Annotated in this window: 16 protein-coding genes and 11 tRNA genes; 23 read left to right on the forward strand and 4 right to left on the reverse strand. The window is 65.3% G+C overall.

Going from position 1 to position 20,614, the window contains the following annotated elements:
• Nucleotide 1 precedes the first annotated feature (1 nt).
• The 3 genes from phoR to KXV01_RS18330 all read right to left on the reverse strand — a co-directional run bounded on the left by phoR (nt 2) and on the right by KXV01_RS18330 (nt 3,946).
• Nucleotides 2-1,333 carry a phosphate regulon sensor histidine kinase PhoR gene (gene phoR, locus KXV01_RS18320; protein ID WP_049417421.1) on the reverse strand — a complete coding sequence of 444 codons (1,332 nt, stop codon included), beginning with the start codon at nt 1,331-1,333 and terminating at the stop codon, nt 2-4.
• Between the two features lie 106 nt (nt 1,334-1,439).
• A complete protein-coding gene (gene phoB, locus KXV01_RS18325) occupies nt 1,440-2,129 on the reverse strand; it encodes a phosphate regulon transcriptional regulator PhoB (RefSeq protein WP_005408258.1) in 690 nt (229 codons plus the stop codon).
• Between the two features lie 116 nt (nt 2,130-2,245).
• Nucleotides 2,246-3,946 (reverse strand): M48 family metalloprotease, encoded by a 1,701-nt coding sequence (locus KXV01_RS18330; RefSeq protein ID WP_180880068.1) that lies wholly within the window; start codon nt 3,944-3,946, stop codon nt 2,246-2,248.
• Between the two features lie 88 nt (nt 3,947-4,034).
• Here KXV01_RS18330 and grxC point away from each other — a divergent pair, with 88 nt between their 5' ends.
• The 5 genes from grxC to KXV01_RS18355 all read left to right on the forward strand — a co-directional run bounded on the left by grxC (nt 4,035) and on the right by KXV01_RS18355 (nt 7,937).
• Entirely contained in the window at nt 4,035-4,325 is a 291-nt protein-coding gene (grxC, locus tag KXV01_RS18335) for a glutaredoxin 3 (protein ID WP_004154541.1), read from the forward strand.
• The gene (locus KXV01_RS18340) at nt 4,322-4,714 is read left to right on the forward strand and encodes a carboxymuconolactone decarboxylase family protein (RefSeq protein WP_004154542.1); all 393 of its coding nucleotides are present in this window, start codon (nt 4,322-4,324) and stop codon (nt 4,712-4,714) included. Before grxC ends, KXV01_RS18340 begins: the two co-directional genes overlap by 4 nt.
• Before the next feature lie 307 nt (nt 4,715-5,021).
• Nucleotides 5,022-6,026, forward strand: a complete 1,005-nt coding sequence (locus KXV01_RS18345; RefSeq protein ID WP_012479261.1) for an isocitrate dehydrogenase — start codon at nt 5,022-5,024, stop codon at nt 6,024-6,026.
• A gap of 205 nt (nt 6,027-6,231) precedes the next feature.
• Complete coding sequence (locus KXV01_RS18350) at nt 6,232-6,975, forward strand: cysteine hydrolase (protein WP_099495917.1); 744 nt, start codon at nt 6,232-6,234, stop codon at nt 6,973-6,975.
• A 53-nt stretch (nt 6,976-7,028) separates the two neighbouring features.
• Nucleotides 7,029-7,937, forward strand: coding sequence for a LysR family transcriptional regulator (locus tag KXV01_RS18355; protein ID WP_099495916.1), 909 nt, complete (start codon nt 7,029-7,031; stop codon nt 7,935-7,937).
• A gap of 77 nt (nt 7,938-8,014) precedes the next feature.
• Here the strand turns inward: KXV01_RS18355 and KXV01_RS18360 are convergent, their stop codons facing one another.
• Nucleotides 8,015-8,773, reverse strand: coding sequence for a Bax inhibitor-1/YccA family protein (locus KXV01_RS18360; RefSeq protein ID WP_005415466.1), 759 nt, complete (start codon nt 8,771-8,773; stop codon nt 8,015-8,017).
• A 180-nt stretch (nt 8,774-8,953) separates the two neighbouring features.
• Here KXV01_RS18360 and KXV01_RS18365 point away from each other — a divergent pair.
• The 18 genes from KXV01_RS18365 (at nt 8,954) to KXV01_RS18450 (ending at nt 20,351) form a co-directional block, all read left to right on the forward strand.
• Nucleotides 8,954-9,030: transfer RNA gene (locus KXV01_RS18365), tRNA-Pro, on the forward strand.
• A 39-nt stretch (nt 9,031-9,069) separates the two neighbouring features.
• Nucleotides 9,070-9,146 (forward strand) — tRNA-Arg (locus KXV01_RS18370).
• A 172-nt stretch (nt 9,147-9,318) separates the two neighbouring features.
• Nucleotides 9,319-9,395, forward strand: a tRNA-His gene (locus tag KXV01_RS18375).
• A gap of 79 nt (nt 9,396-9,474) precedes the next feature.
• Nucleotides 9,475-9,550 (forward strand) — tRNA-Lys (locus KXV01_RS18380).
• Nucleotides 9,551-9,748: 198 nt separating this feature from the next.
• Nucleotides 9,749-9,824, forward strand: a tRNA-Lys gene (locus KXV01_RS18385).
• A gap of 417 nt (nt 9,825-10,241) precedes the next feature.
• On the forward strand, nt 10,242-10,610 hold the full coding sequence (locus tag KXV01_RS18390) for a hypothetical protein (protein WP_099495923.1): 369 nt from the start codon (nt 10,242-10,244) through the stop codon (nt 10,608-10,610).
• Between the two features lie 136 nt (nt 10,611-10,746).
• A tRNA-Leu gene (locus KXV01_RS18395) sits at nt 10,747-10,831 on the forward strand.
• 189 nt (nt 10,832-11,020) lie between these two features.
• Nucleotides 11,021-12,316 carry a trigger factor gene (tig, locus tag KXV01_RS18400; RefSeq protein ID WP_263468001.1) on the forward strand — a complete coding sequence of 432 codons (1,296 nt, stop codon included), beginning with the start codon at nt 11,021-11,023 and terminating at the stop codon, nt 12,314-12,316.
• Nucleotides 12,317-12,392: 76 nt separating this feature from the next.
• Nucleotides 12,393-13,019: an ATP-dependent Clp endopeptidase proteolytic subunit ClpP gene (gene clpP / locus KXV01_RS18405; RefSeq protein WP_004146318.1), complete on the forward strand. Its 627-nt coding sequence runs from the start codon at nt 12,393-12,395 to the stop codon at nt 13,017-13,019.
• 126 nt (nt 13,020-13,145) lie between these two features.
• Nucleotides 13,146-14,435: an ATP-dependent Clp protease ATP-binding subunit ClpX gene (gene clpX, locus KXV01_RS18410; protein WP_004154600.1), complete on the forward strand. Its 1,290-nt coding sequence runs from the start codon at nt 13,146-13,148 to the stop codon at nt 14,433-14,435.
• Nucleotides 14,436-14,578: 143 nt separating this feature from the next.
• Entirely contained in the window at nt 14,579-17,026 is a 2,448-nt protein-coding gene (gene lon / locus KXV01_RS18415; RefSeq protein ID WP_099495914.1) for an endopeptidase La, read from the forward strand.
• 219 nt (nt 17,027-17,245) lie between these two features.
• Nucleotides 17,246-17,518, forward strand: a complete 273-nt coding sequence (locus KXV01_RS18420; RefSeq protein ID WP_005408270.1) for an HU family DNA-binding protein — start codon at nt 17,246-17,248, stop codon at nt 17,516-17,518.
• Nucleotides 17,519-17,529: 11 nt separating this feature from the next.
• Nucleotides 17,530-17,604 (forward strand) — tRNA-Val (locus KXV01_RS18425).
• A gap of 26 nt (nt 17,605-17,630) precedes the next feature.
• Nucleotides 17,631-17,707, forward strand: a tRNA-Asp gene (locus KXV01_RS18430).
• Nucleotides 17,708-17,790: 83 nt separating this feature from the next.
• Nucleotides 17,791-17,867 (forward strand) — tRNA-Asp (locus KXV01_RS18435).
• Nucleotides 17,868-17,954: 87 nt separating this feature from the next.
• Nucleotides 17,955-18,031: transfer RNA gene (locus KXV01_RS18440), tRNA-Asp, on the forward strand.
• A gap of 106 nt (nt 18,032-18,137) precedes the next feature.
• Nucleotides 18,138-18,214 (forward strand) — tRNA-Asp (locus KXV01_RS18445).
• Nucleotides 18,215-18,395: 181 nt separating this feature from the next.
• Nucleotides 18,396-20,351, forward strand: coding sequence for a peptidyl-prolyl cis-trans isomerase (locus KXV01_RS18450; RefSeq protein ID WP_099495913.1), 1,956 nt, complete (start codon nt 18,396-18,398; stop codon nt 20,349-20,351).
• The last annotated feature ends 263 nt before the right edge of the window (nt 20,352-20,614 follow it).

A 20,614-nucleotide genomic window follows, 5' to 3' on the forward strand; every position in this document is an offset into this window, starting at 1 on the left:
GTCATTCTTCGATGGAGGTCAGGGGGGCGGACTCGCGCGGGCGCACGTGGTCGGCATCGAAATGGCAGGAGAACACCGAGCCCTTGCCGACTTCGCTTTCAATTTCCAGCCGTGCGTGGTGCAGGCCGAGGATGTGCTTGACGATGGACAGGCCCAAGCCGGTGCCACCGCTTTCGCGGGAGCGGCTGCTGGAGACACGGTAGAAGCGTTCGGTCAGGCGCGGCAGGTGGGTGGCCGGGATGCCGTAGCCGGAGTCGCGCACCGCCAGCACCGCACCGTCGCCCTCGCGGCGGAACTCCACCGCGATGCGGCCACCGGCCGGCGTATAGCGCACCGCATTGGTGACCAGGTTGGAGAATGCGCTGTGCAGTTCCTTGGTCGAGCCCTGAAGGTCAACGCCGGCCAGGTCGTCGATGCTGATCTGGTGGCGGCCCTGGCTGTGCGCCTCGGCCTCGCGGCGCAGGGTGGCCAGCATCGGCTGCATGGCCACGGTCTCTTCCTCGCTGTGCTCCTGCGATTCCAGCCGCGACAGGGTCAGCAGGTCTTCCACCAGCTGGGCCATGCGCTGGCTCTGCTTGCGCATTTCTTCCAGCATCGGTCCGGTTCCCGGGAAATCCTCCGGGTCCATCATGTCCAGGTAGCCGTGGACTACGGTGAGCGGCGTGCGCAGCTCGTGTGAAACGTTGGCGACGAAATCCCGCCGCACCTGCTCCAGGCGCAGCAGCTTGCTGACGTCACGCGCGATCAGCAGCCAATAGTCCGACGAATAGGGAATCAGGCGCAGGTTCAGGCGGATCGCCGGATCGACCGGCGAGGGTACGTCCAGGATGGGCTCGGCATTGCGGCCACCAGCCAGCCAGTGTGCCAGCGGCATTGGCTGCAGGCGCTCGACCAGGGCCTCGCCAAGGTCGCCGGGATGGTGCAGGCCGAGCAGGGCGGTAGCCGCTTCGTTGAACCACTGCACGCGCTGGCTGTTGCGATCCAGCACGACGACGGCATCAGGCAGCGCGGCGGCGGCAGCGCGGTAGCTGCGCAGCATGTCCAGCAGGCGGCGCTTGCGCACGCGCATTTCCACCTGGTTGCGGTACAGCAGGCGGTCCAGTTCGTTCCAGACGCCGGTGCCTTCTTCGGCGGTGTCCCAGCGCTGGCGAGCGGTCAGCCGGCGCAGAACGCTGCGCAGGCGCCAGTAATGCCAGGCAAGGGCCGCCAGCGCGCCCAGTGCGATGCACAACCACAGATGGCCCGTGAACCACCCCACCAGTCCGGCGAACAGCAGCACCGCGGCAACGGTGGCCAGGGTCTTCAACCAGGCAGAGCGGATGTGGCGGGGCATTGCGATCTCGTCGTTGAGGTGCGGCGGTTCACTGGGGTGAACCGAGGGTTATAGCAGAGTTGCCGGCACCGGCACCTGCAGGTGCGCGGTGCCGGCACGACGAGACTCAGGTGGCAGTGGAGAAGCGGTAGCCGGCGCCGCGCACGGTCTGCACCATGTTCTCGGCGTTGAACGGCTCCAGCGTCTTGCGCAGGCGGCGGATATGCACGTCGATGGTGCGCTCCTCCACGTAGACGCTGCCGCCCCACACATGGTCCAGCAGCTGCGCGCGGGTGTAGACGCGCTCCGGGTGGGTCATGAAGAAATGCAGCAGGCGGTATTCGGTCGGACCGATCGGCACCGGCTGGTCGTTGGCGAACACGCGATGGGCGGCGCCGTCGATACGGATCGGGCCGACGGCTACGCTGCCGTCCTCGTCATCTTCGCGGGCGCGGCGCATGACCGCACGGATGCGGGCCAGCAGTTCGCGCGCCGAGAACGGCTTGACCACATAGTCATCGACACCGGCCTCGAGGCCACCGACGCGATCGTTCTCTTCGCCGCGGGCGGTCAGCATGATGATCGGCACTTCGCGGGTCAGCGTTTCCTTGCGCCAGCGACGGGCCAGGTCCAGGCCGCTGGTGCCGGGCAGCATCCAGTCCAGCAGGATCAGGTCGGGAACGCGATCGGCGATCGCGGTCTGGGCCTCCCGGGCATCGCCGGCGTGGACCGGTTCGTAATCGCCCTTGCGAAGGGCGAAGGCGACCATTTCACGGATCGCGGGCTCGTCATCGACGATCAGGATGCGTTTCTGCACGAGGACACCGTAGGGCTCGGTTACTGGACTGGTGCCAGTAGACTACGGTTTGATGACATGTTTGTGACTACCCGGCCGGAACCGGCCCGGATTGCCATCGGCCGGTCATGCGGTGCTCAGCGGCGGTCCAGATCCGGGTCCTGCACGCCCTGCCGGCGCAGCTCCAGCACCGTCGGGGTGATCGATTCGATGCGCGCGTCAACCCGCGCGCGGCCGATGTAATCCAGCGCCGGGTTGCGCTTGAGCGCCTGCAGCTGCATCAGTGCCTGTTCTGGCCGCCCGCTGAGGAAGGCGGCCTCGGCATAGGCCTCGCTGGCGCGCACGCTGTCGCCAGCCAACTCGCTGGCGCGGGCGAAACGCTGCTGGAAGACCGGATCGTTACCACTTTGCGACAGCAGAGGGCGCAGCATCGCCTGCGCACGCTGGCCGGCCTCGCGGCTGCCTTGCTCGTTCAGGATCTCGGCATAGGTCAGTGCCACCGGGCGGCTGTTGGGGTGTTCGCGCAGCAGCTGCTCGAAGCGGCTGTTGGCCTGGGCCGCCTGGCCTGCGCGCGACTCCGCCTCGCCCAGGCCCAGCGCCAGCCACAGGTTGCCGGGGTGGCTCTGCAGCAGGCCGGCCAGGGTCTGCCGGGCCTGGCCGGCACCGGCACGGCCACCGCGCATCACCGCCAGCGCCTGGCCGTAACGCTGCGCATCGTTGAGGCCGTCCTTCTGCCGCTTGGCCAGGTCGGCGTACTCGCGCTCCAGCTCGGGGGTGGAGTCCGCGCTGAGCACGCGCAGGCGCTCACGCGCCCACTCGAAGTCACCGCTGGCGCCACGGTTGAGCTGGCCGATCGGCAGGCGCAGCACACTGCCGGGCAGCAGCGGGTTGTTGCCGCGCAGCAGCGGCTCGCCCAGGCTGGGATCGGCCGGGTCCACCCGCTCCTTGCGCTCGCCGGTGGGGGTGCTGGTGGTGAGCAGCACCGTATCCTTCTTCATCTGCTGGGCGCGGGACTTGGCCTCACTGATGCGGGTGATGTTGACCGGGTGGGTGCGCAGGAACTCGGGCACGCTGTAGCCGCCTTCGTTGCCGCGCATGGCTGCCGACATCCGCTCGAAGAAGCCGGCCATGGCATCCACGTCGTAGCCGCTGCGCGACAGGGTGCGGATGCCGAGGCGGTCGGCCTCGGACTCGTTGGAGCGGGTGTAGTTGATCTGCCGCTGCTGCATCAGGCCCATGCCCGAGCTGATCGCGGCCATCGTCGCGTTGCCGGACGACGTGCTGTTGCTGGCCTGGGCGGCCACTACCGCCGCCAGCATGCCCAGCAGGATCGGGATCTGGTCGCGCTGGGCGCGCTCGACACCGCGCAGCACGTGCTGCTGGGTGACATGGGCGATTTCGTGGGACAGCACGGCAGCAACTTCGTCCTCGCGCTCGGCGGTCAGCACCAGTCCGGCATTGACCCCGATGTAGCCGCCCAGCGTGGCGAACGCGTTGATCTGGCGGTCGTTCATCACGAAGAAGGTGTACGGCTGCCGCGGCTGGTCACTGTTGGAGCCGAGCCGGGCACCCATGGTCTGCAGCCAGTCGTTGACCAGCGGATCTTCCAACAGGTAGCCGTAGTTGCGCAGCTCGCGCAGCATCATCGCGCCGTACTCGGCCTGGCGGGCCGGGGTCAGCAGCTCGCCGGCCGAAGAGCCGATGTCGGGCAGCTTCTCCTGAGCCTGGGCCAGCGGCATGGCCAGGGCCAGGGTGGCGGCGGTAGTCAGCAGCAGGGCTCGCAAGCAGAAGGTCCTCGGGCGGGGCGCACCAAGCGTGGCAGGGCGGGGGGCAACCATTCGTTAATCCACAGTGTTGCGGCCGTGGCGTGGAAATTCCAGCGCACCGGTACCATATGTAGACCGTCGATCCATCGTGGAGTTTCCCGTGACAGCCCAGACCGCCGGCGGTGCCCCCGCCATCACCATCTATTCCACCGCCGTCTGCCCGTACTGCGTGGCCGCCAAGAACTTCCTGAAGAGCAAGGGCCAGCAGTGGACCGAGGTCCGCATCGACCTGGACCCGGCCGAGCGCGAGAAGATGATGGCGCTGACCCGCCGCACCAGCGTGCCGCAGATCTTCGTCGGCGATGTCCATGTCGGCGGCTACGACGACATGATGGCCCTGCACCGTGAAGGCAAGCTCGAGCCGCTGCTGGCCGGGCAGGGCCAGGCATGAGCGCGGCCGACGACGGCAGCAAGGACCGCATCGCCGAGTTCACCGAGTTCCGCAAGCGCATGAACGAGCGCATCCTGGGCGAACCGAACCAGGTGGTGCGTCGCTTCTTCGCGCTGGATACGCAGACCTACCAGGCCGGCGCGCTGGACGTGAAGACCAAGGAGCTGCTGGGCCTGGTGGCCTCGATGGTGCTGCGCTGCGACGACTGCATCAGCTACCACGTGGCCCAGTGCAAGGATGCCGGGGTGACCCGTGAGGAGTTCTTCGAGACCTTCTCGGTCGGCCTGGTGGTGGGCGGCTCCATCGTGATCCCGCACCTGCGCCGCGCGGTCGACTTCCTCGACCAGCTTGAAGGTGGCGCGGCCGCGCCAGCCGCGCACGAACACTGAGGGTAGTGCCGGCCGCTGGCCGGCATCGCCGGGGTTGCCGGCCAGCGGCCGGCACTACCGCACCCGCAAGGGGCCTCCCCGCGATCCGACAGCTCAGGAGCCCCCCTTGTTGTTCAAGGGGGCGCGCCGACAGGCGGGGGGATAAGGTGGGATGCGCGGGCAATTCTGCCTGAGCCGGGGACTGGGACCATGGTCTATTTGGGACCTCGGCCCCGGCTCAGGCATAATTGCCGGTGAAACTTCCTTTGCGCCGGCGTTTCCGGGCACGTCCGGACGGCGTTTTTCCCCCTGTTCGGAACATCGATCAATGACGCAGAAAATTACGGTCATCCGCGGCGACGGCATTGGCCCGGAAATCATGGACGCCACCCTGTTCGTGCTCGACCAGCTCAAGACTGGCCTGGAGTACGAAGACGCCGACGCCGGCCTGGTGGCCCTGGAAAAGCACGGCGACCTGATGCCGGCGGTGACCCTGGAATCGATCGCGCGCAACAAGGTCGCGCTGAAGAGCCCGCTGACCACCCCGGTCGGCGGTGGCTTCACCTCGATCAACGTCAGCCTGCGCCGTCACTTCGACCTGTACGCCAACGTGCGTCCGGCCCACACCTTCCCGAACACCAAGTCGCGTTTCGACAACGTCGACCTGATCACCGTCCGTGAGAACACCGAAGGTGCCTACCTGGCCGAAGGTCAGGAAGTGTCGGCCGATGGCGAGACCGCCTTCTCCGGCACCCGCATCACCCGCAAGGGCTCCGAGCGCATCGTGCGCTACGCCTTCGAGCTGGCCAAGAGCACCGGCCGCAAGAAGGTCACCGCCGTGCACAAGGCCAACATCATCAAGTCGACCTCGGGCCTGTTCCTGAATGTCGCCCGTGAAGTGGCCGCGCAGTACCCGGACATCGAGTTCCAGGAAATGATCGTCGACAACTGCTGCATGCAGTTGGTGATGCGTCCGGAACAGTTCGATGTGATCGTCACCACCAACCTGTTCGGCGACATCATCTCCGACCTGTGCGCCGGCCTGGTCGGCGGCCTCGGTCTGGCCCCGGGCGCCAACATCGGCAAGGACGCGGCGATCTTCGAAGCCGTGCACGGCACCGCGCCGGACATCGCCGGCCAGGGCAAAGCCAATCCGTGCGCGCTGCTGCTGGCGGCCGCGCAGATGCTGGACCACATCGGTCAGCCGGAAAACGCCGAGCGCCTGCGCAAGGCCATCGTGGCGACCATGGAAGCCAAGGATTCGCTGACCGGCGACCTGGGTGGCACCGGCACCACCATGAGCTTTGCCAAGGCCATTGCCAGCCGCCTGTAAGCGGCCGGCCGGCCTCGGTTGGATCCACAGCGGGGCGCCTTCGGGCGCCCCGTTGCGTTTTCCGCTTCTGTGGAGTCGAGCATGGCTCGACTCCACAGAAGCGGTCTGTGCTGATATCGCACAGATCATGTGCTGTTGCACGGCTGGTTCGTGCGCCATCCGCTCCGCATCCTGAGCCCACTTTCCATTGCACAGGAGTCGCCCCATGAATCTCGCCGCCTTCGGCCTGGCCAGCCTGTTCGGCATGACCGCCACCATCCCGGTTGCTGCTGCCGAGCCGGCCCATCCCACCATCCGTCATATGGCGGGTGCGCCGGTCGCGACCTCGCTGGACGCGGCGAAGACTGCCGTGCTGGTGATCGACTTCCAGAACGAGTACTTCGATGCCAAGGCCGTACCGGGCTTTGCGGGTGGCCGCATGGTCATTCCCGATGGAGTGGCCGCACTGCGCCAGGCCAGGCGGATAGTCGAATTCGCCGATGCCCACGGCATCCGCGTGATCCATGTCCAGCACGTGCTGCCGGCCGGCGCACCCCTGTTCGCGCAGGGCAGCGTCAATGCCGCCTTCCATCGCGACCTGCAGCCGCGCCAGGGCGAGACCGTGGTGCAGAAGGACAACGTCAGTGTGTTCGCCGGCGCGTCCGCCGCCGTGCTCGACCAGATGCTGAAGAACGCGGGCATCGACACCCTTATCGTCACCGGCCTGCAGACCCATGCCTGTGTGGCCGGTGCCGCGCGCGACGCAGCGGCCGCACCACGTGGCTACCGGGTGATCGTCTCGTCCGATGCCAGCGCCAGCCGCGACCTGGACCTGGCCGGTGGCCAGCGCATCGGCCATCGCGCGCTGCATGAGGCCTCGCTGGCGCAGATCGAAGACGCTTTCGGCGATGTCATGAGCACCGACGCGATCCTGGCGCTGCCGGTACGCAAGGCCGGCGACGGCGCTTGATAAGCTGGCGGAGCCCGCATGCCGCGGGCTCCGCCACGTGGAGCTGCCCGCCGATGGATCACTTCGCCGCCCTGCGTGCGCTGCGCGCCATCGTTGACGCGGGCAGTTTCACTGCGGCCGCCGAGCGCCTGGGGACCACCCACTCGGCGATGTCGCGGCAACTTCGGCAGCTGGAAGAGCACCTGCAGGTACGCCTGCTCGATCGCAACAGCCGTCGGCTGTCATTGACCGAGGCCGGGCGCGATTACCACCGCGAGGCGGCAACGCTGCTGGACCGCCTGCAGGAGGCGGATGATCGTGCTCGCGCCGGGCAGGCGCAGCCCAGCGGCAGCGTGCGGATCAGCGTGCCGCAGGTAGTGGCCAGCCAGGAGCTGCCCCACTGGCTGCCCTCGTTCCTGCAGCGTTACCCGCAGGTCACGCTGGATCTGTCGGCGGATGACCAGCAGGTCGATGTGGTGGGTGGTGGTTTCGACCTGGCGCTGCGCATTGCAGCTTCATTGCCGGACAGCCAACTGGTCGCGCGCGAGCTGGCCAGCTGCCCGCGCATCCTGGTCGCCGCACCGGCCTACCTGGCGCGCCATGGCCTGCCACGGCACGCACTGGATCTGGAGCAGCACACGCTGCTGGGTTTCAGTCCCACGCCGTCAATGCCGCCCTGGCGGTTGCAGGGACCGCGCGGCGCCAGCGTGAGCGTTGAAGCCGGGCAGCGCCTGCGCGTGGATGCCACGCCCGCGCTGTACGCTGCCACGCTGGCCGGAATGGGCATCAGCCTGTTCACCGCGCTGACCGTGCAGGAGGACCTGCGCGCCGGTCGCCTGATCCGCGTGCTGCCGGCCTGGCATGCCGGCCAGCGGCGCTACTTCGCGCTGTACCCGCATGCACGTGCGCTCGCGCCCAAGGTGCGAGCGCTGGTCGAGCACCTTGCGGCACACTACGCTGCACAGGCCGGCGTGACTGGCTAGCGGGGAAATGCGGCCACGCGTTACAAAGAGAAAAGGGCGCCCGAAGGCGCCCTTTGTCGTTTATGGCTTTGCCCGGTTCAGCGCTGCTGGATCTTCGACAGCAGGCGCAGGAACTCCACATACAGCCAGACCAGGGTCACCATCAGGCCGAATGCGCCATACCACTCCATGTACTTCGGCGCGCGCTGGGCCACGCCGGTCTCGATGAAATCGAAGTCCAGCACCAGGTTCAGCGCGGCCACGACCACCACGAACAGGCTGAAGGCAATGCCCAGCCAGCTGGAGTCGTGGATCACCGGCACGTTGATGTTGAAGAAGCCCAGCACGAACGAGGCGAGGTAGAGCAGCGCGATGCCGCCGGTGGCGGCGACCACGCCCATCTTGAAGTTCTCGGTGGCCTTGATCAGGCCGCTGCGGTATGCGAACAGCAGGGCGGCCAGGGTGCCGAAGGTCAGCAGCACCGCCTGGAACACGATGCCCGGGTACTTCATGTTGAACAGGGCCGACACGGCGCCCAGGAACAGGCCTTCGACCAGCGCGTACATCGGCGCGGTGACCGGCGACCATTCCTTCTTGAAGATGGTGATCAATGCCAGCACCAGGCCGCCAATCGCGCCACCGATGGCGTACAGGCTCGCGCTGCCGGAAATCTGGCCGTACTCGTCGACCGCCTGGCTCCAGGCGAACGCCGCGGTCAGCACGGTCAGCAGCAGCAGGATGCCGGTCTTGTTGGCGGTGCCGTTGAGGGTCATGGCCTGGTCGGGGCTGGTCACTACCGAGCCACTGGCGAGGTCGAGGAAGGTCGACTCGGAAAGAGCCGGGTTGCCGCTGCGCATGCGTGTTCTCCGTGCGAATGAAGGTCGGGACGGCCATCCGGCCGATGGGCGTGAGCATAGCCGATGACTGCTTTCGGCGTTGCGGCAGGCCCGGGATCTGTGCATCCTTCGTTGACAGTTCCCAACGCGCTTGGCGACAATGACCAACTCCCCGGGCCCAACCCGAGGGGATTGCAAGACCGGGGTATAGCGCAGTCTGGTAGCGCGCCTGCTTTGGGAGCAGGATGTCGGGGGTTCGAATCCCTCTACCCCGACCAATCCCACGCCACGTCGGATTGGACACCGTTCCGGTTCGGGCGCCCGTAGCTCAACTGGATAGAGCACCGGCCTTCTAAGCCGGCGGTTACAGGTTCGATTCCTGTCGGGCGCGCCATTGGCGGGCACCGGGATCGCATCGACGGATGTGAAGAAGTGCTTGCAAAAGCGCAAGGACTCCACCAGAATATCGGACTCGCTTCGGCGGACCGCAACTTCGGTGACAGTCCCCAGGCAATGTTCAAGGTTCCGGCGTCAGTGGTATCGGCGATGGAGCGAAAGTTTCAGTGGTGGCTGTAGCTCAGTTGGTTAGAGTACCGGATTGTGATTCCGGTGGTCGGGGGTTCGAATCCCCTCAGCCACCCCACTGATTCAACCGCATCGGCGCAGCCGAAACGGTATTGCAATAAACAGAAAGCACGCTACAATGTGCGTCTGAGTTTCACGGGCCGTTAGCTCAGTTGGTAGAGCAGTTGACTCTTAATCAATAGGTCCAAGGTTCGAATCCTTGACGGCCCACCAAGACAGAAGCCACCTGGTACGCCAGGTGGCTTTTTTCTTATAGGTGTGACTGCCATCGTTCCGATGGAACACGCGTTGCAGAACCCGCCCGGCGTGGATCTGCAGCAGGAGTGGGCCGCGCAGTGCTGGTTTCAACCACGTTGAAAAAAGTGCTTGCACCCACCGAGCGGATCGGGTCATAATTCGCGCCCCGATTTCGGGCTGTTAGCTCAGTTGGTAGAGCAGTTGACTCTTAATCAATAGGTCCAAGGTTCGAATCCTTGACAGCCCACCAGACGAAAGCCACTTGGTTCGCCAAGTGGCTTTTTTCTTGCCTGTTCGCTGAGGGGCATCTGCAGATGCCAGCGGTGCTGGCTGGAGCGGAGCCCCCTTGAGTCAAGGGGGCGCGGCGAAGCCGCGGGGATGTGGCGGCTGATGAAGTGGGGCCCGCGCTTTGCCGCGCAAAGCGTGGGGCTGCGGCGCGAATGCGCGGCAGCTTCCCACTTGGTTCGCCAAGTGGCTTTTTTCTTGCCTGTTCGCTGGGGGGCATGTCATCCACGCATGGCGTGGATCGACTGAAGCAATGCTGAAATCAGGGTCATACGCGTCATCAGTGATATCAATGCTGTGCACTGCTTCTCACCGCATCGCGTCCTGCATCGCACCCAATGGATCTTCCGCGCCGATGGCGCATGCATGAAGGACGATGTTGATGGTCGATATCAATCGATTGCACCGCACGCTGTGGGTTTCCTTCGCATTGCTGGCACTGGCGGCCTGCGCGCCCGCCGAAGATCCGGCGCAGACCGTCGAACGCGATGCTGGCACGGAGAGCGCTCCTGCGCGCCCGGTCGGTGGGGCCATGCAGATGCAGCCGGCTCAGCCGGCTGAGCGGGAGACCCTGCCCGATGCGGTGGACGTGCAGCGCAATGCGGATGGTTCGGTCGATGTGCGCAAGGCCACGCCGGAGCCGGTGGCCCTCCGGCGCACCGGCGACGGGGGCGTGGAGATCCGCAAGGTGGATCCTGCAGCCGGGCAGGGCGCCGGTACGGCGTCGGCCAAGGCCATGCCGCAGCAGTGAACCCCGCCACCCCGGATGAGCTTGCGCTCGCCGGGGTGGTTCAACGCGCGGGCTGCGCACAATTGCCATGTTCAGTTTTGTGCAGGCCTTCCGCTTCCCGTCATCGCCTGCGACAATGAACACCTGCGCCGGCCACGCGAAAGTGGCGGAATTGGTAGACGCCCTGGATTTAGGTTCCAGTGCCGCAAGGCGTGGGGGTTCGAGTCCCCCCTTTCGCACCAGTGCCGGCCTGTCCCCGCCCTGATCGGGCCATCTGCGCCCCCTTGACCGGCACGCGCTGGCAGTGCAAGCCGAATTGGGCGAAACTAAAGGGCTGCGGCAAGCAGGCGCGTCCCAGACGTCGCGTCCTTACAACCGTTTCATCCCAATCATCGAGCCGGGGGCCTGGGCCACCGGTGGCAGGAGTCAACATGCAAGCTTCGATCGAATCCACCGGCAACCTGGAACGCCGCCTGAGCTTCTCGCTGCCGGAAGAGCGTCTGCAGAGCCACATTGCCGGCCGCCTCGGCGAAATCGCCCGTACCACCCGCATCAAGGGTTTCCGCCCGGGCAAGGTGCCGGCCAAGGTGATCGAGCAGCGCTTCGGCGCGCAGGTCCGTGGCGAGGCACTGGACGGCCTGCTGCGCGAGACCTTCGACGCGGCCGTGCGCGAGCACGACCTGCGCGTCGTCGGCAGCCCGCGCATCGACAAGGGCGACGAGGGTGAGTTCTCCTTCGTGGCCACCGTGGAAGTGGTGCCGGACTTCGGCGACATCGACGTCAGCAAGCTGACCGTCGTGCGCCATACCGCCGAGATCACCGACGCCGACATCGACCAGATGATCGAGAACCTGCAGAACCAGCGTGGTACCTGGGCCCCGGTCAGCCGTGGCGCGCAGGACGGTGACCTGGTCGCGGTGGAAACCTGGTCGCAGGCCGGTGAAGAGCGCCTGCCGGCCGAAGGCACCGAGAAGGGTTCGATCGTGCTCGGCCAGGGCATGATGTTCGAAACCATTGAAAAGGGCCTGGTCGGCCTGGCCAAGGGCGAAGAGAAGACCCTGGACGTCGAGTTCCCGGCTGACTGGCGCGTGCCGGTACTGGCCGGCAAGACCGTGCAGGTCACCGTCAAGGTCACCGAGGTCTCCGAGCCGGTCGTGCCGGCGGTCGACGAAGCCTTCATCAAGAGCTTCGGCGTGAAGGGCGGCGACGTGGAGCAGTTCCGCAGCGACATCCGCGCCAACCTGGAGCGCGAACTGAAGGGTGCGTTGATGAACCGCCTGCGCCGCGAAGTGGGCGAGCAGCTGATCGCGGCCTACTCGTCGGTGGAAATGCCGCCGCGCCTGGTCGAGAACGAAGCCCGCGCCATGCTGGCCCAGCAGGTCGAGCAGCTGCGCCGCAACGGCCAGAACGTCGGCGAGATCCCGGCCGATGCCCACGAAGGCTTCAAGGATGCTGCCGCCAAGCGCGTGCTGGTCGGTCTGCTGGTCGGTGAAGTGGCCCGCATCAACGACCTGCGCCTGGAAGCCAAGCGCCTGAATGAAACGATGCGTCTGATCGCTTCGACCTACGAAGAGCCGGAGCAGGTCATTGAGATGTACCGCAACGACCCCCAGTTGATGTCTGGCCTGCAGAACCGTGTGATGGAAGAGCAGGTGATCGACTGGATCGCCGAGCGTGCCCAGCACACCGAAGAGAAGCTGTCGTTCCAGGACGCGATCCGCCAGTAAGCCCGGGCGGATCACCGGATGCCCCGCGCCTTTGCCGGCGCGGGGTTGTTGCCCCCCAAGATAGGTACCTCACGTAATGGACAACCGAACCAAAGCCCTGAACCTGGTTCCGATGGTGGTCGAGCAGACCAGCCGCGGCGAGCGTGCCTACGACATCTATTCGCGCCTGTTGAAGGAGCGCCTGATCTTCCTCGTGGGCCCGATCGACGATCACATGGCCAACGTGGTGGTGGCGCAGTTGCTGTTCCTGGAATCGGAGAACCCGGAAAAGGACATCAACATCTACATCAACTCGCCGGGTGGCGTGGTCACCGCCGGCATGGCGATCTACGACACCATGCAGTACATCAAGCCGAATGTGAGCACCACCTGCATCGGCCAGGCCGCCTCGATGGGCGCCCTGCTGCTGGCCGCGGGCGAAGCTGGCAAGCGCTATGCGCTGCCGAACTCGCGCGTGATGATCCATCAGCCGCTGGGTGGCTACCAGGGCCAGGCCACCGACATCGACATCCACGCGCGCGAGATCCTGACCCTGCGTTCGCGCCTGAACGAGGTGCTGGCCAAGCACACCGGCCAGTCGCTGGAGACGATCGCCCGTGATACCGAGCGCGACAACTTCAAGAGCGCCTTCGAGGCGCAGGCCTACGGTCTGGTCGACCAGGTCCTGGAGCGTCGTCCGGATGAGTCGATCCAGGCCGGCTGACCGGCCTTCACGGGGCCAGGGAGGCCTCGTTCCTGCAGGGTCGGGTGGGACTGGTGTCCCCTCGGCCCTGTGCTATTCTCGAATCGAACCCCCGTTCAGCGGGTGGGGTAACTGGGTAAGCGAAGCATGAGCGAAGACCGCCAAGGTCGTTCCACGGACACCGGCAAGATCCTCTACTGCTCTTTCTGCGGCAAGAGCCAGCATGAAGTGCGCAAGCTGATTGCGGGTCCGAGCGTGTTCATCTGCGATGAGTGCGTGGAGCTGTGCAACGACATCATCCGTGAGGAACTTGAGGAAAAGGCGCAGTCGGCGCGCAGTTCGCTGCCCAAGCCGCGCGAGATCCTCGAGGTCCTCGATCAGTACGTGATCGGCCAGAACCGTGCCAAGCGCACGCTGGCCGTGGCCGTGTACAACCACTACAAGCGCATCGAGAGCCGGCAGAAGAACGACGACGTCGAACTGGCGAAGTCGAACATCCTGCTGGTCGGCCCGACCGGTTCGGGCAAGACGCTGCTGGCCGAGACCCTGGCCCGCCTGCTCAACGTGCCGTTCACCATGGCCGACGCCACCACGCTGACCGAAGCCGGTTACGTGGGCGAGGACGTGGAGAACATCATCCAGAAGCTGCTGCAGAAGTGCGACTACGACGTCGAGAAGGCGCAGCAGGGCATCGTCTACATCGATGAAATCGACAAGATCTCGCGCAAGAGCGAGAACCCGTCGATCACCCGCGATGTGTCCGGCGAAGGCGTGCAGCAGGCCCTGCTGAAGCTGATCGAAGGTACCGTGGCGAGCGTTCCGCCGCAGGGCGGCCGCAAGCACCCGCAGCAGGAATTCCTGCAGGTGGACACCAAGAACATCCTGTTCATCTGCGGCGGCGCGTTCGCTGGGCTGGACAAGGTGATCCAGGCGCGTTCCACCGACGTCGGCAGCATTGGCTTCGGCGCCAAGGTGAAGAGCAGCGAGCGCAAGCAGGAAGTGGGCAAGGTGCTGGCCGAAGTCGAGCCGGAAGACCTGATCAAGTTCGGCCTGATTCCCGAGTTCGTCGGCCGCCTGCCGGTGGTCGCGACCCTGGAGGAGCTGGACGAGCCGGCCCTGATCAAGATCCTGACCGAGCCGAAGAACGCCATCACCAAGCAGTTCAAGAAGCTGTTCGAGATGGAGAACGTCGAGCTGGAGTTCCGTCCGGACGCGTTGTCGGCCATCGCCAGGAAGGCGCTCAAGCGCAAGACCGGCGCCCGTGGCCTGCGCACCATCGTCGAATCGGTCCTGCTGGACACCATGTATGACCTGCCGTCGCAGGAGAACGTCAGCAAGGTGGTCGTGGACGAGTCGGTGATCGAGCACAAGTCCGAGCCGTACCTGATCTACCAGACCCCGGCGGCCCCTGAACAGAAGGCCGCAGGCGCCGAGTGATCCTTCCAGGTTGTTGATTGGAAAGGATTTTAAAGGAATGCCTTGCATCTGAAAGCCGATGGCCCCATAACGGGGCCATCGGCTTTTTTTGTCTCCGGAAGATGCCCTCCCGGAGGCGGTTTTCCCCCTTCCCTGGAGCCCCCATGGCCCGTTCCCCAAGTGAAACCCTCGACCTGCCGGTCCTGCCGCTGCGCGACGTAGTGGTGTTCCCGCACATGGTCATCCCGCTGTTCGTCGGCCGTGACAAGTCCATGCACGCGCTCGAACAGGCAATGGAGGCGGACAAGCGCATCCTGCTGCTGGCGCAGAAGTCGGCTGAGACCGACGACCCGCATGCGGCCGACCTCTACCAGGTTGGTACGCTGGCGCAGGTGCTGCAGCTGCTGAAGCTGCCCGACGGCACCATCAAGGTGCTGGTTGAAGGCCTGTCGCGCGTGCAGGTCACCCACGTCGACGAGCGCGACGGCTCGCTGCATGGCCAGGCCTTGGAGATCGAGGCCACCGACGAGCGCGAGGCGCGCGAGGTCGAGGCGATCGCCCGCTCGCTGATGTCGCTGTTCGAGCAGTACGTGAAGACCAACCGCAAGCTGCCGCCGGAGCTGCTGCAGACGCTGTCGGGCATCGATGAGCCGGCGCGCCTGGCCGACACCATCGCTGCGCACATCAGCGTGCGCCTGGCCGACAAGCAGCGCCTGCTGGAAACGCTGGCCGTCGGTGACCGCCTGGAGATGCTGGTCGGCCTGGTCGACGGCGAGATCGACGTGCAGCAGATGGAGAAGCGCATCCGCGGCCGCGTGAAGTCGCAGATGGAGAAGAGCCAGCGCGAGTACTACCTCAACGAACAGATGAAGGCCATCCAGAAGGAACTGGGTGACCTGGACGACGCGCCGGGCGAGCTGGAAGAACTGGCCCGCAAGATTGCCGAGGCCGGCATGCCGAAGGCGGTTGAAGCCAAGGCGCGCAACGAACTGAACAAGCTCAAGCAGATGTCGCCGATGTCGGCCGAAGCCGCCGTCGTGCGCAACTACCTGGAGTGGCTGCTGGGCGTGCCGTGGAAGAAGCGCAGCAAGGTGCGCAAGGACCTGAAGGTCGCGCAGGATACGCTTGATGCCGACCACTACGGCCTGGAGAAGGTCAAGGAGCGCATCCTTGAATACCTGGCGGTGCAGTCGCGCGTGAAGCAGATGAAGGGCCCGATCCTGTGCCTGGTCGGGCCGCCGGGCGTGGGCAAGACCTCGCTGGGCCAGTCGATTGCCAAGGCCACCAACCGCAAGTTCGTGCGCATGTCGCTGGGCGGCGTGCGCGACGAGGCCGAGATCCGTGGCCACCGCCGTACCTACGTCGGTTCGATGCCGGGCCGCATCGTGCAGAACCTCAACAAGGTCGGCAGCAAGAACCCGCTGTTCGTGCTCGACGAGATCGACAAGATGTCGATGGACTTCCGTGGCGATCCGTCTTCGGCGCTGCTGGAAGTGCTCGATCCGGAGCAGAACAACGCATTCAACGACCACTATCTGGAAGTGGACCTGGACCTGTCCGAAGTGATGTTCGTGGCCACCTCGAACTCGCTCAACATTCCCGGCCCGCTGCTGGACCGCATGGAAGTGATCCGCATCCCCGGCTACACCGAGGACGAGAAGCTCAACATCGCGACCCGCTACCTGGTGCCGAAGCAGGTCAAGGCCAACGGCCTGCAGCCGGAAGAGCTGGAAATCGGCAGTGACGCCATCCAGGACATCGTGCGCTACTACACGCGCGAATCGGGCGTGCGCAACCTGGAACGCGAGATCGCCAAGATCTGCCGCAAGGTGGTGAAGGAGATCGCGCTGGCCGGCCCGCAGCCGGTGAAGGCAAAGAAGGGCGCGAAGAAAAAGGCGCTGGTGAGCGTGTCCAGCAAGAACCTGGACAAGTACCTGGGCGTGCGTCGCTTCGACTTCGGCCGTGCCGAGGAAGAGAATGAAATCGGCCTGGTCACCGGCCTGGCCTGGACCGAAGTTGGTGGCGACCTGCTGCAGATCGAATCGACGCTCGTGCCGGGCAAGGGCCAGCTGATCCTGACCGGCCAGCTCGGCAACGTGATGAAGGAATCGGCCTCGGCCGCGCTGTCGGTGGTGCGTTCGCGCGCCGTGGGCTTTGGCATCGACAGCGACTTCCTGCAGAAGCACGATGTGCACCTGCACGTGCCCGATGGCGCCACGCCGAAGGATGGCCCGAGTGCCGGCGCAGCGATGGTCACCTCGCTGGTGTCGATGCTGACCAGGGTGCCGGTGCGCGCCGACGTGGCGATGACCGGCGAGATCACCCTGCGTGGCCGCGTCACGGCCATCGGTGGACTGAAGGAGAAGCTGCTGGCCGCACTGCGTGGCGGCATCCGCACGGTCATCATCCCGGAAGAGAACCGCAAGGACCTGGCCGACATCCCGGCCAACGTCACCCGCGATCTGAAGATCGTGCCGGTGAAGTACATCGAAGAAGTCCTGGATCTGGCGCTGGAGCGTCCGTTGGCACCGAAGAAGGCGCGCAAGAGTGCGCAGCGCGTCACGGTGCGCAGCAAGGCCAAACCGAGTGGAAACGCGCGCGTCAAGCATTGACGCGCGCTGTCCAATGGCCCGAAACCCGCGTCGTTGCTGGCTTTCCAGCTTGCGTGGGGGTAGGGCCACTGGTATAAAAGCAGCACTCGCGAATGAGTGATCGCAGTCTGGTGATCGCTGGATTCGGCGAACCGTTTCCACATGGCGGCCGCATGCAGATGGCGTGCGGTTGCTTCCCTGTCGAATAAGCGGAACCCACCGCCAAAGGAGTTGTAGAGAATGAACAAGACCGAATTGATCGATGCCGTTGCTGAAGCTGCCGACCTGACCAAGGCAGAGTCCAGCCGCGCTGTCGATGCCGTCGTTGCTGCCATCACCAAGGCGCTGAAGGACGGCGATGCGGTCACCCTGGTTGGCTTCGGTACCTTCCAGGTCCGCGACCGTGCTGCCCGCACCGGCCGCAACCCGAAGACCGGCGACACCATCAAGATCGCTGCTTCGAAGAATCCGTCGTTCAAGGCTGGCAAGGCCCTGAAGGATGCTGTAAACTAAGCGGCTCGCTGGGGTGCTTAGCTCAGCGGTAGAGCGTCTCCTTTACACGGAGAGGGTCGGGGGTTCGAAACCCTCAGCACCCACCACAGCACCGCGGTAAAAGTTTGAGTGTGGAGCGGTAGTTCAGCTGGTTAGAATGCTGGCCTGTCACGCCGGAGGTCGCGGGTTCGAGTCCCGTCCGCTCCGCCATTCAACGAGGCCTCCGGCCAAAAGCTGGAGGCTTTGTTTTCTCCCTGGTCCAGGCCGGCTGAAAGCAAAAAAGGTAACAACGCGGAGCGGTAGTTCAGCTGGTTAGAATGCTGGCCTGTCACGCCGGAGGTCGCGGGTTCGAGTCCCGTCCGCTCCGCCATTACATCCAGGCCCCCGGTTCAAGGCCGGGGGCCTTGTCTTCTCACCGAGAGGTTCGGGAGGAAGGCGAGAAGGTTTTTGCAAGAACGGAGCGGTAGTTCAGCTGGTTAGAATGCTGGCCTGTCACGCCGGAGGTCGCGGGTTCGAGTCCCGTCCGCTCCGCCATTGCAGAATTCTTAAGTCCCTGTGAAAAAACTTTGAAAAAAGTGTTCATCGGGCTGGGTTTCCAGAGAGTCTTCGGATATACTGGGCACCTGCAAAGTTCAAGCGCGGAGCGGTAGTTCAGCTGGTTAGAATGCTGGCCTGTCACGCCGGAGGTCGCGGGTTCGAGTCCCGTCCGCTCCGCCAACTCTAAAAGCCCTCGGCGCAAGCCGGGGGCTTTTTCTTTGCGCCAGGATGGAGTTGGCCGATGCACTGATGGTGCGTGCCTGCGCAAGTGGGCGCAGGCCGCGTCGGTGCTGCTTTTGGTCCCTGCGGCGAAGCGGGTTACACTGCCGGGCTCGCCAATCAGGCCTTGTGATTCCTCACCATGCTGCAGAAACTCCGCGACAAGACCTCAGGCTGGATCGTCACCGTGATCCTGGGGCTGCTGATGATTCCGTTCCTGTTCGTGATCGACAACAGCTACCTCGGTGGCGTTGGCGCACAGAACGTGGCCAAGGTTTCCGCGCCGCCCACCTGGTGGCGTTCGGCGCCGTCGTGGTGGCCGGTGCGCATGCTGTGGCAGCACCATGAGATCAGCTCGCAGGATTTCCGCACGCGTTTCGAGCAGGAGCGCATGCGTGAGCGCCAGCAGCAGGGCGACAATTTCGACCCGCGCGCGTTCGAGAGCACCGAGAACAAGATGGCCGTGCTCGATCAGCTGATCGACGAACAGGTCGTGCGCCTGGTTGGTGAACAGGCGGGCGTGGTGATCGGCGACGGCGCGGTGCGCGAGTACATCGCGACCATGCCGGCGTTCCTCGATTCGAACGGCAAGTTCAACGAGAACAACTACCGCCTGGCATTGGCCGGTGGCAATCCGCCGCGTACCCCGACCCAGTTCCAGGAACTGGTGCGTGAGAGCCTGCAGCAGTCGGTGATCCCATCGGGCCTGCAGAGCTCCGGCTTCGTCACCCAGGCCGAGACCGAGCGCCTGTTGAAGCTGCTGGGCGAAACCCGCGACGTCGAGCTGGCCGCGTTGCCGCCCGTACCGGCCGATACCGCGCCGGTCACCGATGATCAGATCAAGAAGTGGTACGACAGCCACGGCAAGGATTTCCGCCAGGCCGAGAGCGTGTCGCTGGAGTACGTCGAGATCAACGGTGCGAACCTGCCGGCACCGACCCCGGCCGACGAAGCGACCCTGCGCAAGCGCTATGAAGAGGAAAAGGCAAAGTTCACCTCGCCGGAGCAGCGCCAGGCCTCGCACATCCTGATCACCGGTGACGGCGCCGAAGCCAAGGCGAACAAGATCGCTGCCGATGCCAAGGCGGCCGGTGCCGACTTCGCTGCGCTGGCCAAGGCCAATTCGGAAGATCCGGGCTCCAAGGACCAGGGCGGTGACCTGGGCTGGGTCGAGCGCGGTGCGATGGTGAAGCCGTTCGAGGACGCGCTGTTTGCGGCCAAGGCTGGTGACGTGATCGGCCCGGTGAAGACCGAGTTCGGTTACCACATCATCAAGGTGGCCGCTGTGCGCGGTGGCCAGGGCAAGTCGTTCGAGGAAGTGCGTGACACGCTGGCTGCCGAGCAGCTGAAGGCCGACGGCGAGCGCGGCTTCAACGAACTGGCCGGTCGCCTGGTCGATGCCATCAACAAGAGCCCGAGCGACCTGGCCGCTGCGGCCAAGGAAGTGAACCTGCCGCTGCAGACGCTGGGCCCGATCACCCGCGCGACCGCCAGCGGCATCGCCGCTGACCCGGCCGTGCTGCGTGCCGCCTTCTCCGACGTGCTGGTGCAGGACGGTACCGCCAGTGACCCGATCGCGCTGGGCGGCGCGACCAACCACAGCGTGGTCATCCGTGTGGCTGCACACACCCCGGAACAGGCCCTGCCGCTGGACAAGGCCCGCGAACAGGTGATCGCTGCGATCCGTGCTGATCGCCAGCGCCAGGCCAGCGACAAGGCGGCCGAGGCCATCCTGGCCAAGCTGAAGGCGGGCGCCACCCTGCAGTCGCTGGCCGCCAGCGAGAAGCTGCAGCTGAGCCCGATGCCGGGCCTGCCGCGCAGCCAGCCGGTGCCGACCCCGGAAATCAACCGCGCGATCTTCAGCGCGCCGGTGCCGGCCGAAGGCAAGCCGAGCTATGGCAAGGTCGACGTCAACGGCCACGCGCTGCTGTTCGCGGTGAACAAGGTCAATCCGGGCGACATCAAGGAAGTGACTGCAGAGCAGCAGAAGCAGCTGAAGGAACAGCTGAGCCAGATCGACGGCATGGCCGCGGCCAAGGCCTACATCGAGGCGATGCGCAAGAAGTTCATGATCCAGACCACCGAAGCGAACCTGTAAGCCTTGCGGCGAGCAGATCGAAGAAGGCCCGGCATTGCCGGGCCTTTTTTTGTGCGGGCGCTGCTGGAAATCGAATTGTAGAGCCGAGCCCGTGCTCGGCTGGTCATGAACCCCGACAAGTCGCAGGCAAGAAAAAAGCCGAGCATGGGCTTGTATGTTCCTCCCGGCTCCTACGCGGTATGTAGGAGCCAGGGTGGAGGGACCGTCAACATGATATCTGCGGATAGCAGCCGACAGACGAGCCGAGCGATCCCCATCCCGCA

Origin of the sequence: Stenotrophomonas sp. Ps181, from assembly GCF_025697425.1 — a bacterium.
Classification (GTDB): Bacteria; Pseudomonadota; Gammaproteobacteria; order Xanthomonadales; family Xanthomonadaceae; genus Stenotrophomonas; species Stenotrophomonas sepilia.

Coding starts and splice junctions, on each gene's coding strand:
- KXV01_RS18450 (WP_099495913.1), top strand. CDS start 18,396: ATGCTGCAGAAACTCCGCGACAAGACCTCAGGCTGGATCGTCACCGTG.
- clpX (WP_004154600.1), top strand. CDS start 13,146: ATGAGCGAAGACCGCCAAGGTCGTTCCACGGACACCGGCAAGATCCTC.
- KXV01_RS18340 (WP_004154542.1), top strand. CDS start 4,322: ATGAGCGCGGCCGACGACGGCAGCAAGGACCGCATCGCCGAGTTCACC.
- phoR (WP_049417421.1), bottom strand. CDS start 1,333: ATGCCCCGCCACATCCGCTCTGCCTGGTTGAAGACCCTGGCCACCGTT.
- KXV01_RS18330 (WP_180880068.1), bottom strand. CDS start 3,946: ATGGTTGCCCCCCGCCCTGCCACGCTTGGTGCGCCCCGCCCGAGGACC.
- KXV01_RS18360 (WP_005415466.1), bottom strand. CDS start 8,773: ATGCGCAGCGGCAACCCGGCTCTTTCCGAGTCGACCTTCCTCGACCTC.
- clpP (WP_004146318.1), top strand. CDS start 12,393: ATGGACAACCGAACCAAAGCCCTGAACCTGGTTCCGATGGTGGTCGAG.
- lon (WP_099495914.1), top strand. CDS start 14,579: ATGGCCCGTTCCCCAAGTGAAACCCTCGACCTGCCGGTCCTGCCGCTG.
- KXV01_RS18420 (WP_005408270.1), top strand. CDS start 17,246: ATGAACAAGACCGAATTGATCGATGCCGTTGCTGAAGCTGCCGACCTG.
- KXV01_RS18355 (WP_099495916.1), top strand. CDS start 7,029: ATGGATCACTTCGCCGCCCTGCGTGCGCTGCGCGCCATCGTTGACGCG.
- KXV01_RS18350 (WP_099495917.1), top strand. CDS start 6,232: ATGAATCTCGCCGCCTTCGGCCTGGCCAGCCTGTTCGGCATGACCGCC.
- tig (WP_263468001.1), top strand. CDS start 11,021: ATGCAAGCTTCGATCGAATCCACCGGCAACCTGGAACGCCGCCTGAGC.
- KXV01_RS18345 (WP_012479261.1), top strand. CDS start 5,022: ATGACGCAGAAAATTACGGTCATCCGCGGCGACGGCATTGGCCCGGAA.
- KXV01_RS18390 (WP_099495923.1), top strand. CDS start 10,242: ATGGTCGATATCAATCGATTGCACCGCACGCTGTGGGTTTCCTTCGCA.